The sequence below is a fragment of the Streptomyces sp. NPDC050422 genome, from assembly GCF_044458665.1.
Lineage (GTDB): Bacteria > Actinomycetota > Actinomycetes > Streptomycetales > Streptomycetaceae > Streptomyces.
This window is the reverse complement of record NZ_JBITIE010000019.1, coordinates 1-12,980: the sequence shown is the minus strand read 5'-3', so window position 1 is coordinate 12,980 and position 12,980 is coordinate 1. Positions and strand designations below refer to the sequence as shown.

Annotated in this window: 13 protein-coding genes and 2 pseudogenes; 4 read left to right on the top strand and 11 right to left on the bottom strand. The window is 68.8% G+C overall.

The window, feature by feature from the left end; all coding sequences use genetic code 11:
- Positions 1-114: 114 nt before the first annotated feature.
- The 5 genes from ACIBJG_RS28060 to ACIBJG_RS28040 form a co-directional block, all read right to left on the bottom strand.
- Positions 115-987: an amino acid ABC transporter permease gene (locus ACIBJG_RS28060; protein ID WP_399311521.1), complete on the bottom strand. Its 873-nt coding sequence runs from the start codon at positions 985-987 to the stop codon at positions 115-117.
- The gene (locus ACIBJG_RS28055; RefSeq protein ID WP_399311519.1) at positions 984-1,628 is read right to left on the bottom strand and encodes an amino acid ABC transporter permease; all 645 of its coding nucleotides are present in this window, start codon (positions 1,626-1,628) and stop codon (positions 984-986) included. The genes ACIBJG_RS28060 and ACIBJG_RS28055 overlap by 4 nt, the downstream gene beginning before the upstream one ends.
- A 17-nt stretch (positions 1,629-1,645) precedes the next feature.
- On the bottom strand, positions 1,646-2,557 hold the full coding sequence (locus ACIBJG_RS28050) for a glutamate ABC transporter substrate-binding protein (protein ID WP_399311804.1): 912 nt from the start codon (positions 2,555-2,557) through the stop codon (positions 1,646-1,648).
- 14 nt (positions 2,558-2,571) lie between these two features.
- Positions 2,572-3,315 carry an amino acid ABC transporter ATP-binding protein gene (locus ACIBJG_RS28045; protein WP_399311518.1) on the bottom strand — a complete coding sequence of 248 codons (744 nt, stop codon included), beginning with the start codon at positions 3,313-3,315 and terminating at the stop codon, positions 2,572-2,574.
- 131 nt (positions 3,316-3,446) lie between these two features.
- Positions 3,447-3,887, bottom strand: coding sequence for a DUF6278 family protein (locus ACIBJG_RS28040; RefSeq protein ID WP_399311516.1), 441 nt, complete (start codon positions 3,885-3,887; stop codon positions 3,447-3,449).
- Between the two features lie 474 nt (positions 3,888-4,361).
- Here ACIBJG_RS28040 and ACIBJG_RS28035 point away from each other — a divergent pair, with 474 nt between their 5' ends.
- Entirely contained in the window at positions 4,362-5,528 is a 1,167-nt protein-coding gene (locus ACIBJG_RS28035; protein WP_399311514.1) for a Cmx/CmrA family chloramphenicol efflux MFS transporter, read from the top strand.
- A 13-nt stretch (positions 5,529-5,541) separates the two neighbouring features.
- Here the strand turns inward: ACIBJG_RS28035 and ACIBJG_RS28030 are convergent, their stop codons facing one another.
- The 6 genes from ACIBJG_RS28030 to ACIBJG_RS28005 all read right to left on the bottom strand — a co-directional run bounded on the left by ACIBJG_RS28030 (position 5,542) and on the right by ACIBJG_RS28005 (position 11,404).
- Positions 5,542-6,321 (bottom strand): exodeoxyribonuclease III, encoded by a 780-nt coding sequence (locus tag ACIBJG_RS28030; protein ID WP_399311512.1) that lies wholly within the window; start codon positions 6,319-6,321, stop codon positions 5,542-5,544.
- A 48-nt stretch (positions 6,322-6,369) separates the two neighbouring features.
- Positions 6,370-7,032: an MBL fold metallo-hydrolase gene (locus ACIBJG_RS28025; RefSeq protein ID WP_399311510.1), complete on the bottom strand. Its 663-nt coding sequence runs from the start codon at positions 7,030-7,032 to the stop codon at positions 6,370-6,372.
- 12 nt (positions 7,033-7,044) lie between these two features.
- Positions 7,045-8,340, bottom strand: a complete 1,296-nt coding sequence (locus ACIBJG_RS28020) for an alpha/beta fold hydrolase (protein ID WP_399311508.1) — start codon at positions 8,338-8,340, stop codon at positions 7,045-7,047.
- 7 nt (positions 8,341-8,347) lie between these two features.
- Positions 8,348-9,484 carry a tyrosine-type recombinase/integrase gene (locus ACIBJG_RS28015; protein ID WP_399311803.1) on the bottom strand — a complete coding sequence of 379 codons (1,137 nt, stop codon included), beginning with the start codon at positions 9,482-9,484 and terminating at the stop codon, positions 8,348-8,350.
- Positions 9,485-9,836: 352 nt separating this feature from the next.
- Positions 9,837-10,679, bottom strand: a complete 843-nt coding sequence (locus tag ACIBJG_RS28010) for an IS5 family transposase (RefSeq protein WP_399311506.1) — start codon at positions 10,677-10,679, stop codon at positions 9,837-9,839.
- A 104-nt stretch (positions 10,680-10,783) separates the two neighbouring features.
- On the bottom strand, positions 10,784-11,404 hold the full coding sequence (locus tag ACIBJG_RS28005) for a TetR/AcrR family transcriptional regulator (protein WP_399311504.1): 621 nt from the start codon (positions 11,402-11,404) through the stop codon (positions 10,784-10,786).
- Between the two features lie 392 nt (positions 11,405-11,796).
- On the opposite strand from ACIBJG_RS28005, the gene ACIBJG_RS28000 reads away from it, so the two are divergent.
- The 3 genes and pseudogenes from ACIBJG_RS28000 to ACIBJG_RS27990 all read left to right on the top strand — a co-directional run.
- On the top strand, positions 11,797-12,306 hold the full coding sequence (locus ACIBJG_RS28000) for an enoyl-CoA hydratase-related protein (RefSeq protein WP_399311502.1): 510 nt from the start codon (positions 11,797-11,799) through the stop codon (positions 12,304-12,306).
- Between the two features lie 62 nt (positions 12,307-12,368).
- Positions 12,369-12,605: pseudogene (locus ACIBJG_RS27995) on the top strand (VOC family protein); the annotation flags it as partial.
- Between the two features lie 136 nt (positions 12,606-12,741).
- Positions 12,742-12,849, top strand: a pseudogene (locus ACIBJG_RS27990) (IS5/IS1182 family transposase); the annotation flags it as partial.
- Between the last annotated feature and the right edge of the window lie 131 nt (positions 12,850-12,980).

The following is a 12,980-nucleotide window of genomic DNA, read 5'->3' as shown; positions in this document are numbered from 1 at the left end:
TTCTCCCCGCCCGGCACGGGCCTTCACAGGCATCCCTGCCGTGTACGGGAAGTGATCACCGGCTGCTGCCGTACGGGCACCGTTCGCCCGTGGCCGCCCCGCGGCGGATCCCGGCTACCGCCCTCCCGGCATCAGAGTGCCCGGCTGGGCCGGACCGACGCCCGTCGCCTCCGTCTTCGGGTTGCGCCGCTCCCGCTTCGCCACCCAGGTGGCGAACCAGGAGAGCAGCATGCACATCCCGATGTAGATCGGCGAGATCACCATCACCACAGGGATGAAGGGCAGATCGTAGTCGAGGTTGGACGCGATGAGCTTGCCCGCGTGGAGGAACTCCTCGTACGTGATCAGATAGCCCAGCGAAGTGTCCTTCAGCGCCACCACCAGCTGGCTGATGATGGTGGGCAGCATCGCGCGCACCGCCTGCGGGGCCAGCACGAAGGTCGTGACCTGCGTCTTGCGCATGCCCAGGGCGGACGCCGCCTCGCCCTGGCCGCGCTCCACCGATTTGATGCCGGTACGGAACACCTCGGCGAGCACCGAGCCGTTGTACAGGGTCAGCCCGGCGACCAGCGCCGGCAACGGCTGCACCTTCAGCGCGACGAAGATGAAGAAGATCATCACCAGTACGGGCATGGCGCGGAAGAACTCGACGAGGATCGTCGCCACCCAGCGCACCGGCCGGTGGTCGGAGAGTCTGCCCACCGCGAGGACGGCCCCGAGCGCCAGCGAGAGCACCGCGGCGTACGCGAACGCCTTGAGGGTGTTGCCGAGCCCGCGCAGCAGCAGTTCCTGAATGCCCTTGTACTCGAAGGGCGTCCACTTGGCGCTGGTGAACTGGTCGGTGTCGAAGAGCAGATAGATGACCCAGCCGACCAGCGCGAGGATGAGGATCGTCGAGACGATCCCGTACACGAGATGCCGTTTGCGGGTCTGCGGCCCCGGAATGTCGTAGAGAACGGTCGCGCTGGGGGTGGAGTGGGCGGTCATCGGGCGACTCCCCAGCGCTTTTCCAGCACGTTGAAGATCGCGCTGATGGTCAGAGTGATGATCAGGTACCCGACGGCGATCCAGACGAATGTCCAGATGATGCTGTATCCCAGCTCGTTGAGGGTCTTGTAGGTGCCGAGCAGTTCGGTGACGCTGAACGCCCCGGCGATCGCCGAGTTCTTGGCGAGCGCGATGAGCGTCGAGCCGATCGGCGGGATCACCGAGCGGAACGCCTGCGGCAGCACCACGTTGCCGAGCGTCTGACCGAACGTCATGCCCAGACTGCGCGCCGCCTCGCCCTGCCCGGTGGGCACGGTGTTGATGCCGGAGCGCAGCACCTCGCAGATGAACGCGGAGGTGTAGCAGCCGAGCGCGAGGATCGCGAAGACGTTGAACGGCAGCACCAGGCCGAAGCGCGGCAGGCCGAGCAGCACGGCGAAGAAGAGCAACGTCAGCGGGGTGTTGCGCAGCACGGTCACCCAGACCGTGCCGAGTACCCGGAGCGAACCGACGGGCGCCACCCGGAAGGAGGCCATGACGAATCCGACGACCAACGCCAGGATCGAGGCGTAGAAGGTCAGTTCGACGGTTCCGAGGAAGCCCTTGCCGTAGAGCGAGAAGTTGTCGGTGAGTACGTCCATGTGTCGTGGCCGTCCTCTCAGTTCGCCGGGTAGCGGTCGATGGGCGGCGGCTTCGGCGCGGGCGCCCCGGAGAGGCCGAGCGTCGCCTCGAACGCCTTCTTCCAGTTGCCGTTCTTCTCGTTGGCCTCCAGCGCGTCGTTGAGCGCGAACCGCAGCGCGTTGTCGCTGCGCGGGACCCCGATGCCGTACGGCTCCTGGGAGAACGGCTTGCCGACGACCTTCATCTCCTGGGGCGCCTTCGCGGCGAAGCCCAGCAGGATCGCGTCATCGGTGGTGACGACGTCGACCTGGTACGTCAGCAGGTTGTCGACGCAGATCGAATACGTGTCGTAGGCGACCAGCTTCGCCTTCGGGTAGTCGGCGGCGATGCGCTGATACGGGGTCGAACCGGCCGCCGAACAGACCGTCTTGCCGGCCAGGTCCTGCGGTCCGTGGATGTCGTTCTCGTCCGTACGGACGAGCAGACCCTGGCCCGCCATGTAGTAGGGGCCGGCGAACCCGACGAGCTTCTTGCGCATGTCGTTGATGGTGTAGGTGCCGACGTAGTAGTCGATCTGCCCGTTCTGCAGGGCGGTCTCGCGGTTGGCGGAGGCGATGGTCTTGAACCGGATGGTCTTCGGATCGAAGCCGAGCGATGCCGCCATCATCCGGGCGATCTCGATGTCGAAACCGGAGTAGACGCCCGTGGCCGGATCCTTCTCGCCGAGGTAGGGCTGGTCCTCCTTGGCGCCCACCCGCAGATATCCGCGCTTCTTCGCGCTGGTCCAGGTCCTGGAGTCCGGCAGCCGGAAGGAGGTGTCGACCTTGTAGACCGGCAGCGCCCCGGCCTGCGGCCCCTTCACCGGCGGGCTGCCGTCCTTGCCGCAGCCCGCGGCGAGTACGGCCAGCAGGAGGCCGGCACAGGCAGCCAGTACTTTTCTCGTACGCAACACAGGGCCCCCCGTCAGTGCTTGAGGATCTTGGACAGGAAGTCCTTGGCGCGGTCGCTCTCCGGGGCGGTGAAGAAGTCCTCCGGGGTGCGGTCCTCGATGATGCGGCCGTCGGCCATGAAGACGACACGGTTGGCCGCGGAGCGGGCGAAGCCCATCTCATGGGTGACGACGACCATGGTCATGCCCTCGCGGGCGAGCTGCTGCATCACCTCCAGCACCTCGTTGATCATCTCCGGGTCGAGGGCCGAGGTGGGCTCGTCGAAGAGGAGCGCCTTGGGGTCCATGGCGAGGGCGCGGGCGATGGCCACGCGCTGCTGCTGGCCGCCGGACAGCTGGGCGGGGAACTTGTCGGCCTGGTCGACGAGCCCCACGCGCTCCAGGAGTTCCCGGGACCGCCGGTCCGCCTCGTCCTTCTTCCGCTTGCGGACCTTGAGCTGCGCCAGCGAGACGTTGGCCAGCACGGTCTTGTGCGCGAACAGGTTGAACGACTGGAAGACCATGCCGACTTCGGCCCTCAGCTGCGCCAGGCCCTTGCCCTCCTCCGGGAGGGGTCTGCCGTCCAGGGAGATGTGGCCCGACTCGATCGTCTCAAGGCGGTTGATGGTCCGGCAGAGCGTTGACTTCCCGGAGCCCGAGGGGCCGATGACCACCACCACCTCCCCGCGGCCGACGGTGAGATTGATGTCCTGCAGTACGTGCAACTTTCCGTAGAACTTATTGACGTCACGCAGCTCGATCAACGGATCGACGGCCATACGCTGCCCTACCCAATTATCGCTTTGTCGAGGTCAGCGCAAACTATCCACCCCGGAAAGGGACTTCACACCCGACACGCGTAAATGGGTCATAAGGCGTTTTATCTCGTCGCGTGGTGCGCGGCCGGATGTCACCCCTCGGCCGACTCCGAGTACACCTGCGACAGCTCGGGGCTGCCCGTCATCGCCCAGTCCAGACCGGCCTCGACCACATCGATCTCCCGCCCCGAGGCGAGACGCACCACGGGCTGTCCGCTCGGCCAGATGTGCCAGAGCGCGCCGTCGACGTTGCGTACCAGGACCGTGCCGAGGTAGAGCCCCGCGTCGTTGCCCAGCCAGGGCAGCTCCTCCGGGTCGTCGCGCCAGCGCGGCGGCAGCTGGTCCAGTGCCGCCAACGAGGCCGGGCTGTCGTCGAGTTCGAGCCCCCGCTCCCCCACCCGGACGCGCAGCAGCTCACATTCGGCGAGCAGCTCGGCCACGCCTTCCGGATCGGCCTCGACGGCGGCTGCGAGCCCCGCCTCCCGCGTTCCGTCGTGACGCTTACGCCAGTTGTCCAAGAAAGGGATGTTCATACCACTCAGGTTCCCATCCCGGCCCGGATCCGCACCACAGGGCGCGCGGCCTGTCGTTCGAGTGCTGAACACCACGCGTACGCCCCGCGTTCACCCGGACACGCTCCCGCCCGGGGAACGCACGGGCCGGACGGACGCGGCCACCGCAGAGAACGCAGTGGAGGAGCCGGCCCGCGGGCTGGTAGGTTCCCCCTTCATGAGCAGCCCCGAGTCCGACAGACGCTAGCCGCCGGTCCCCGGTGGCTTCCCGCGTCCGCGCCTGACCGACCGCTCGTCGTCACGGCTGCCGCGCTGCCCCCTTCGGACCCATGCGATGCGGGTCGCGCCCAGCACTGCGTACGGGCAATGCTCTTCCCGGCACCTCACGGTCCTGTTGCCGCTGTGCCGTTCTGCCGCATTGCCGCTCGTCGTCACGAGCGGGTGCGGCCCGCATCCCCGACCGGTTCTGTCCATCAGCCGTCCATGGGGTTCTTCATGCCGTTTTCCGTCTACGCTCTCGGGCTCGCCGTCTTCGCCCAGGGCACTTCCGAGTTCATGCTGTCCGGTCTGCTGTCGGGCATCTCCGATGACCTGCACGTCTCCATTCCCGCTGCGGGGCTGCTGACCTCGGCTTTCGCCGTCGGCATGGTCCTGGGGGCGCCAGCGATGGCCCTCCTGGGCCGCAACTGGCCGCGCCGCCGCGCGCTGTTGTCCTTCCTCTGCGTCTTCGCCGCCGTGCACGTCATCGGTGCGCTCACCTCCAGTTACGGGGTGCTGCTGGCGACACGGGTCGTCGCGGCGGTGGCCAACGCCGGGTTCTGGGCCGTCGCCCTGGTGACCGCGGTCGCCCTCGCCGGACCCGCGGCGCGGGCGCGGGCCACGTCCGTGGTGGTGGGCGGTGTCACCGTCGCCTGTGTGGCGGGGGTGCCCGCCGGAGCGTGGCTGGGCGGTCTGTGGGGGTGGCGTGCGGCGTTCTGGGCCGTGGCCCTTGTCTCGCTGCCGGCGATCGCGGTGATCACGGCGACGATTCCGGCGGGACGGCCCGCGGCCACGCTGCCGAGTGCGTCCGCCGAGCTGCGGACCCTGGCCGGACCCCGGCTGCTGCTGGTCCTGCTGACGAGTGCGCTGGTCCAGGGAGCGACCTTCTGCGCGTTCTCCTACCTCGAACCGGTCGCCCGGCACGTCACGGGGCTCGGCGCCGCATGGGTTCCCGCCCTGCTCGCGCTGTTCGGTGTGGGCTCGTTCGTCGGGGTCGCCGTGTGCGGCCGGATCATCGACTCCCACCCGGTCGCGCCGGCCGCGGCCGGCCTGGTCGCCCTGGCCGTCGGCTGGGCCCTGTTCGCAGCGGGCGCCGGCAGCCCCGTGGCAGTGGTCGCGCTCGTCCTCGTCCAGGGGATGCTCGCGTTCGGCACCGGGACCGCGCTGATCTCCCACGTGTTCCGGCTGGCCGGCGGGGCGCCGACGCTGGCGGGTTCGTTCGCCACCGCGGCGTTCAACGTGGGCGCCGCCCTCGGGCCCTGGCTCGGCGGGATGGCGATCGGCGCGGGGTTCGGGTTCCGGGCGCCGCTGTGGGTGAGCGCACTGCTCATGGTCCTGGCAATCGGGACGGCGTCGGCCGCCCTGGAGGCCGTACGGGCTCAGGCGCCGCAGCCGGACGCCTGAGCGCGGCCCCTGCTCAGAGGTCGAGGTCGACGACCACCGGAGCGTGGTCGGATGCGCCCTTGCCCTTGCGCTCCTCGCGGTCCACGTAGCTGTCCTTGACGGCGGCGGTGAACGGGGCGTTTCCGTAGACGAGGTCGATCCGCATGCCCCTGTTCTTCGGGAAGCGCAGCTCGCGGTAGTCCCAGAAGGTGTACGGGCGGTCGTACTTCAGCGGGCGGGGCATCACGTCGGCGAGGCCCTCCTCGCGCAGGGTGGCGAGGGCGGCCCGCTCGGCGGGGGTGACATGGGTGGCGCCCTCGAAGAGGGCCGGGTCCCAGACGTCCTCGTCGGTCGGGGCCACGTTGAAGTCGCCGAGGACGGCGAACGGCTGCGCCCCCGCGGCGTCCGCCGCCACCGCCTTCTGCAGCGCCTCGAACCAGCGCAGCTTGTACGCGTAGTGCTCGTGCGCGACCTCGCGGCCGTTGGGCACGTAGACCGACCAGAGGCGGACCGGGCCGCAGGTCGCACTGATCGCCCGGGGCTCCTGCACGCCGTCGTAGTCGGGGCCGCCGGGCAGCCCCGTCACGACGTCGGCCAGGCCGACGCGGGAGATCATCGCCACCCCGTTCCACCGCCCCGTGGCGTTGACCGCGGACTCGTAGCCGAGCTCACGGAGCGCGTCGGCCGGGAACTGCTCGGCCGTGCACTTGGTCTCCTGGATGCACAGCACGTCCGTGCCGGTGCTCTCCAGCCAGGCCAGCAGCCTCGGCAGGCGGGCGGTGATCGAATTGACGTTCCAGGTGGCGATGCGCATGTACGTAAACCTAGCGGCTCCCACTGACAGCGGCGGGGGCGGCGCCCGTCACACGCCGGTCGACTGCCCCGGGGTCAGCCGGGCGTGGTCGGCGCCGCCCAGGTTGCCGATGTGGGTGTCGTAGATGGGACGGGCCAGATCGGTGAGCAGCGCGTCGTGGATGTCGATGGCGCGGCGCGGCTTGACCTCGCGGACGTAGTCGATCACCTCGGAGATCTTGCTCCAGGGCGCCATCACCGGGAGCAGCAGCGTGTCGACCGGCTGCTCGGGCACGGTGAGGGCGTCGCCGGGGTGGAAGACGGACCCGTCGACCAGGAAGCCGATGTTCGTCACCCGGGGGAGGTCCGGGTGGATCACCGCGTGGAGTTCGCCGTGCACCTGGACGTCGAACCCGGCCACCGAGAAGGCGTCCCCGTGCCCGACGGTGTGGACACGTCCCGGGAACGCCGCGGCGAGCTTGTCGGCCACGCTGTGCAGCGTCCAGATCTCGGCGGCCGGATCGGCCTCCAGTCCGGCCCGCAGCCGCTCCTCGTTGAAGTGGTCGGGGTGCTCGTGCGTCACCAGGATCGCCTCGGCGCCGATCGCGGCGTCCTGCTCCGAGAACCCGCCCGGGTCGATGACGAGGGTGCGCCCGTCCTTCTCCAGTCGGATGCAGGAGTGGGACTGCTTGGTCAGCGTGAGCGCGAGCGGCTCGGGGTTCTGGGCGTTCATGCATCCATCCTGCTACGCGGGAGGGGTCGTTTCGGCCTGAATCACGGACTGGGCGATCCGGAAGGCGGCGCTCGCGGCCGGAATCCCGCAGTACACGGCGGTCTGCAGCAGTACTTCCCTGATCTCGGCCGGGGTGAGGCCGTTGCGCAGGGCGGCGCTGACGTGGGCGGCCAGGCCCTCCAGGTGTCCGGAGGCGACCAGGGCGGTGAGCGTGACGCTGCTGCGGGTGCGCCGGTCCAGCCCCTCCCGGCCCCAGACCTCGCCCCAGGCGTAGCGGGTGACGAACTCCTGGAAGTCGCCGGTGAAGTCGTCGGCGGCGGCCATGACACCGTCGACATGGGCGTCACCGAGCACCTCACGACGGATCTTCATGCCCGGCCCGTACGGATCGGCGCGCCCGCCGGATTCTGCTTCCGGCTGCGCGGGAGCGGCGGTGAGCTCCGCGACGGGCAGCACGGGGGCGGAGAGCCTGGGCACGAACGAGGGCACGGGGATGGCTGCCAGGGTGTCCTGCCAGGCCGTGGAGAAGTGGGTGAGCAGAAGGTCGGTGACGGCTCCCGGCTGCTCGACCGGCGCCAGGTGCGAGGCGCCCGGGACGAGGGCGAGCCGCGCGTCGGGTATGCCCGCGACCAGGGTCCGGGCATCACCGGGACCGGTGACCTGGTCCTCGGCGCCGACCAGGACGAGCGTGGGGGCACCGATCCTGCCGAGCTCACCGCGGATGTCGAAGGCGGCCAGTGCCTCGCAGGCGGCGATGTAGCAGCCGGGATCGGTGGTGCGGACCATCTGGACGGCCCACTCGACGATGGCCGGCTGCGCGGCGGCGAAGCCCGGCGTGAACCAGCGCTCCGGCGCGGTGCGGGCCATCGGCTCCAGCCCGTTGGTCCGGACGATGACCCCGCGCTGGCGGAACTCGTCGGCGCTGCCGAACCGGGCCGACGAGGCCACCAGAGCCAGCGAGGCGACCCTCTGCGGGTGGCGCAGCGCGAGATCGGCGCCGATCGCGCCGCCGATGGAGCAGCCCGCGTAACCGAATCGCTTCACCCCGAGTCCGTCCAGGGTGGCCACCAGCCGGTCGCCGAGCTCACCGACGGCGGTGGCGGGATGCGCGGGCGCGCCGCCGTGCCCCGGGAGGTCGTAGCGGAAGACTCTCCAGTGCTGGGTGAGCTCGGGTATCTGCCGGTCCCACATGTGCCATGTAGCACCGAGGGATGTGCCCATGACGAGGACCGGGGCGTCTTCTGGCCCGTCAAAGCGGTATTGCAGGGATTCAACGTTCTTCTCACTCACCCACTCACGCTCCCACATCTCACATTCACTCCGAGAGCGGGGGCGGGACACTCGCCAGTTCTCCCCACGTTGCCGCGGCCGGCCGTAGATCCTCCACATCCGGCTTCACGTACCAGCGCTTGGTCGTGCGGACGTCGGTGTGCCCGGCCCAGCGGGCAAGAAGATGGTCCGGCACCCCCTTGTTCGCCAGATACGTGAAACAACTCGCACGGGCGTCGTACAAACGCACCCGGCGCAGCGAATTCTCGGCCATGACCGTGTAGGCCCGCTCACGCAACTGGCGCCCGTTGAGTGCCCTGCCTAGCCCGTCCACGAGCACGTACTCGTTGTCCTCGTACCTCTCCCCCGCATCGAGCTTCTCGGTGACCTGCGCGGCCTTGAAGCCGGCGAGGGCGTCGCCCACCAGGTCAGGAAGGGGAAGCCGGCGCTCCCCGGCAAGGGACTTCGTGTCCTTCTCGACCACGACCTTGTTGCCCATCAGTGTCCGGGTCCGGTGGACGGTCAGAGTGGCCCTGTCCAGGTCGATATCGGCCCAGCGTATTCCGCAGATCTCCGCCGGCCGCAAACCCATCAGGGACAGGAGGAAGGCGGCGTACAGACGGTCGGCCTTGACCGCATCCACGAACGCGCGCACCTCCTGGAGGTTCCAGGGCGGGATCACGGTCTTCGCCCGCCGCTCCGCCTTCCGATGGTTGCGAGGGACCTTCACCTCCCGGGCAACGTTCACCTCGACGAGGCGCCGAGCCACCGCCCGGTCGAGCGCCTCCTTCAACCGCGCCAGTGACATCTCGACCGAGGCCACCCCCAATCCGGTGCCCGCCTTGCCACCTCGCACCCGCCCCTCGCGCAGCGCCCACTTCATCCACGCCTCGACATCGTCCTCGGCAAGGTCCTGGAGCCGGATGCGCCCGAGCATTCCCCGAAGACGCCCCAGAGTCATGGTGTAGCTGTAGACGGTGCTCTCCTCCAGGTCCTCCGCCTTCCTGGCCAGCCACTCATCGAGCCACTCGTCCAGTGACCTGGCATCGAACGGCACGGCCGCTGCCTCGTAGCGGCGGTGCGTGATGTGCGCGTACTCGGCCTTCGCCTCCCTCAGCGTCCCGAAAGTACGGGTCACCTGCCGCCGCTTCCCAGTCGAAGGATGAGCTCCTACGTCGACCACAAACCGGTACCGGACCTTCCCCTTCGCATCAGGGGAAAGCTTCTTGATCGGAACAGACACGACTTTCACACTCCTTGAGAGCCCGGGAACGCTCGCACAGGCTGGGCAGAGCCGGAACCTCAGCAAGGTCCCACCACATGGAGACGCCGCCTCCCCTGAACGTCACGGTGCTAGCCGGGCCGAACGCGAGCAACTCCCATGGTCGTCACGACCGCCGGTTTGGCTAACCGGCATTCTTGGTCTATGTTCCGCACCGCCGCGTGCTGCAGAAGGCTGTGGCAGGGCAGGCCAGAGCTGGGTTCTGCGTCGACCGGGCCGAACCGGGTCGCCTAAGAGCGCCCGGCAGTAGGCGTCACTTCAGTCGCTTGGTGTTGGGACGGTCGTCCCAGCGGTAGCGTGGGGTGGCACGGCGGATGAGCATACGCAGCGTGACGATCGCTGCGGCGAGGTAGAGATAGAAGTCCACGACTCGGCTGCGCCTGTCGGTGCAGCGCCGTAGCTTGCCGAAGCCGTTCATCCACGCGTGACTGCGCTCGACCACCCATCTCTTGCTGGCTTGGATCGGGGCCGGGACGCCCTTGCGGGCGATCTCGGCGGTGAATTCGAGTCCGGCGAGCGCGGAACGGGTCTTGCTGCTGTCGTAACCGCGGTCCAGGTTCACGTTGACCTGGTCGGGAAGGTCGCCGACCTGTTCCTTGGCGGCTTGAAGGGTGGGCACGAGAAGCGGGGAGTCGTGGCGGTTGGCCCCGGCCGCCACGACGCCGAGTGGAACGCCGGTGGCCTCGGTGGCCACGGAGCGTTTCAGGCCCTGCTTGCCCCGGTCCACGGGTGAGCGCGCGGCGGCCTCCCCGCCGCAGGGGGCCTTGGTGATGCAGCCGTCCACGGACAGTTCATCGAGCTCCAGGCCGATCATCCGGTCGTACGCCTGCAGGGCGAGCGCATGCACCTGCTTGGCTATCCCCAACTCGGCCCAGTGCGTGAGGCGGCGTCGAATCGTGCGGTCCGAGCAGCCGGGGCTGGCGATGCGCTCGTAGCCGGAGCCGTGTACCAGCGCGGCGATGACGTGTTCGAAGACGGTCCGGTCGGAGGTGCGCGGGTTGTGGCAGCCGAGCGGGTGGGTGTCGATGTGCTCGGGCAGCAGCGCCGCGAACTGGTCCCACAGGGGTTCGAGCAGGCATGTTGGCAAGACAGGCACGAGCCCTCCGGTAATCACTGAGCGTAGAGAACTCCATGATCACCCGGGCTCGTCGTTGCTCTGCTCCGAGTGCCCGATGGCGGCGTGCCGCCTGCCGGGCGCTCTCAAGGGCGGGGGCCGTGTACGGCCGCGTCAGTGCGAGGCTGTACACCGGTGATCACGACGTTGAGCAGATGGCCGGCCTGCCGCTCCCGCTCCCGTGCGTGCTCGGTGGCGACCGCGATGCCGTTGGCCAGGTTGAGGAGATCCGGCACCGTGATGTCGTTCCGGGCCGCACCCGACTGCTGCGCCTGGCGCAGAAGCTCTCTACCTGCGGCGCGCACCTCGTCGTGCCGTGCCTCCACGTGATGTCCGGGCTCGGCAAGTTCCTCGGACAGCAGCATGGCAAGGCCACGGAAGGTGTTGTTGTGTTCCACGACCGCCCGGAGCCACTCCTCAAGGGCCTGCCCGGGTTCGAACTCGGCCGAGAGCCGGCGCGCTCGTGAGCACAGGGCCTGGACCCGCTCGTCCATCACCGCAACGGCAAGTGCGCGTCGCCCCTGGAAGTGGCGGTGCAGCGTCGCCGAGCCCACCCCGGCGTGCCGGGCAATCCGCTCCAGGGATACCAGCACGCCTTCCTCGGCAAACAGTTGACCGGCGGAGGCCACGATCCGCTCGCGGCTGATCCGGGCATCGGCACGCACGGGTCGGCCGTCGCCCGCACGTTCCTCGTTCGATGACTGCATACTTTCCCGTCTTCTCATTAAGTGGGGTATGACCCCACTTAATATGGCAGAGTGAAGGCGCCAGGCTCCTGCCGATCGAAAGGTTCGATGCCCGATGCCCGATGCGCTGGATGATCGCGACAGGCTTCTCGGCGGCTTCGTGGAACGCCCGACCCTGAAGCGGTATACGGCCGCGTTCGCCGAACACTTCGACATCCACCGGGACTCGGGGGTCGTCGAGATCCGCATGCACACCAAGGGCGGGTCGGCGGTCTTCTCGCGTGCGCTGCTGAACGCTTGGGGGAGAGTACTCGCGGAAGCCGGCGGGGACCCGGACAACGAGGTCCTGATCATTACCGGGACGGGCCGACAGTGGATTGGCCGGGGTCGATCCGCGGTCATTTGCGCAACCGTTGTCACAGTGGTCCAGCGACCTGCTGTACGAGCAGTATGCCGACGGAGCGCGACTCCTTGAGGGGCTGATCCTCGACGTCGACGTCCCGACCATCGGGGTGCTGAACGGACCCGGTCCACGCCAGGAACTGGCCTTGATGTGCGACATCACCCTGTGCGCCGACGACGTGGTGATCGCCGACGGGAATTTCGCCGCCGGTTCGGTGCCCGGCGACGGCATGTACCTCGCCCTGGAGGAGCTTCTCGGAACCAAACGAGCCGCCCACCTCGCCTACACGGGCGGGGGGATCGATTCCGCGACCGCACTGCAATGGGGGCTGGTCAACGAGGTACTGCCGAGGGATCAACTGATGAACCGAGCCCGCCGAGTCGCAGAAACGATCATGGCTGCGCCCCGCACCTCCCGTCGACTGACCCATGCGGTGATCAGCCGCCCATGGCGACGCCGGATCACCGAGGAACTGCGTAGCGGATACGCACGGCAGCTCCTCGCGAGCAGTGGCAACTAGCGTTGCCGCGCCCCCCGGCACGAGCAGAGACCCCGCCCCTACGAGGAGCTACGGCACCGACCATGAAGATCGACTCAGTGATCGCACGACAGCGTGTTGACGACCTGGACGCGGCCATCACCTTCTACGAGAGGGTGACCGGCCAGACAGCCGCCCGCTTCGCCTTCGCCGGGGTGAGTCTGGCGAGCATCGGCCCCTTTCTCCTGTTCAGCGGGCCCGACGAAGCGGCGCAACGGGTCGCCGGAGTCGGGGCCACTCTCGTGGTCGCTGACCTGGACATGGCGGTCGAGGAAGCGGTGGCGGCCGGGGCCACCGTGGTGAGGCCAGCGAATCCCACCCCAATGGCCATCGTGCGGTGCTTCGTCACCCCCACGGGGGTGTGTACGAATACGTCGGCTCCTGAGCGGCCGCCGCGTCTGGGACCAGTTCGCGGCGATGCTGCCCGAGCACATCGACACCCACCCGCTCGGCTGCCACAACCCGCGCACGTCCGATCAGACCGTCTTCGAACATGTCATCGCCGCGCTGGTACACGGCTCGGGCAAGCAACTGACGTGACGCCAACTGCCGGGCGCTCTAAGCTTGACTCTGTCGGGGATCTTGGAGTTGTCGAGGTCAGGTGCCCAGGGTTCGCCAGGATTTCGGTCGGGGTAGCTCGCGCTGGTCGAGGTAGT

Bases quoted from the DNA above. Each gene is read 5' to 3' on its own strand.
- ACIBJG_RS28045 (WP_399311518.1), bottom strand. From the start codon at position 3,315: ATGGCCGTCGATCCGTTGATCGAGCTGCGTGACGTCAATAAGTTCTAC.
- ACIBJG_RS28020 (WP_399311508.1), bottom strand. From the start codon at position 8,340: ATGTGGGAGCGTGAGTGGGTGAGTGAGAAGAACGTTGAATCCCTGCAA.
- ACIBJG_RS28055 (WP_399311519.1), bottom strand. From the start codon at position 1,628: ATGGACGTACTCACCGACAACTTCTCGCTCTACGGCAAGGGCTTCCTC.
- ACIBJG_RS28035 (WP_399311514.1), top strand. From the start codon at position 4,362: ATGCCGTTTTCCGTCTACGCTCTCGGGCTCGCCGTCTTCGCCCAGGGC.
- ACIBJG_RS28060 (WP_399311521.1), bottom strand. From the start codon at position 987: ATGACCGCCCACTCCACCCCCAGCGCGACCGTTCTCTACGACATTCCG.
- ACIBJG_RS28040 (WP_399311516.1), bottom strand. From the start codon at position 3,887: ATGAACATCCCTTTCTTGGACAACTGGCGTAAGCGTCACGACGGAACG.
- ACIBJG_RS28025 (WP_399311510.1), bottom strand. From the start codon at position 7,032: ATGAACGCCCAGAACCCCGAGCCGCTCGCGCTCACGCTGACCAAGCAG.
- ACIBJG_RS28005 (WP_399311504.1), bottom strand. From the start codon at position 11,404: ATGCAGTCATCGAACGAGGAACGTGCGGGCGACGGCCGACCCGTGCGT.
- ACIBJG_RS28030 (WP_399311512.1), bottom strand. From the start codon at position 6,321: ATGCGCATCGCCACCTGGAACGTCAATTCGATCACCGCCCGCCTGCCG.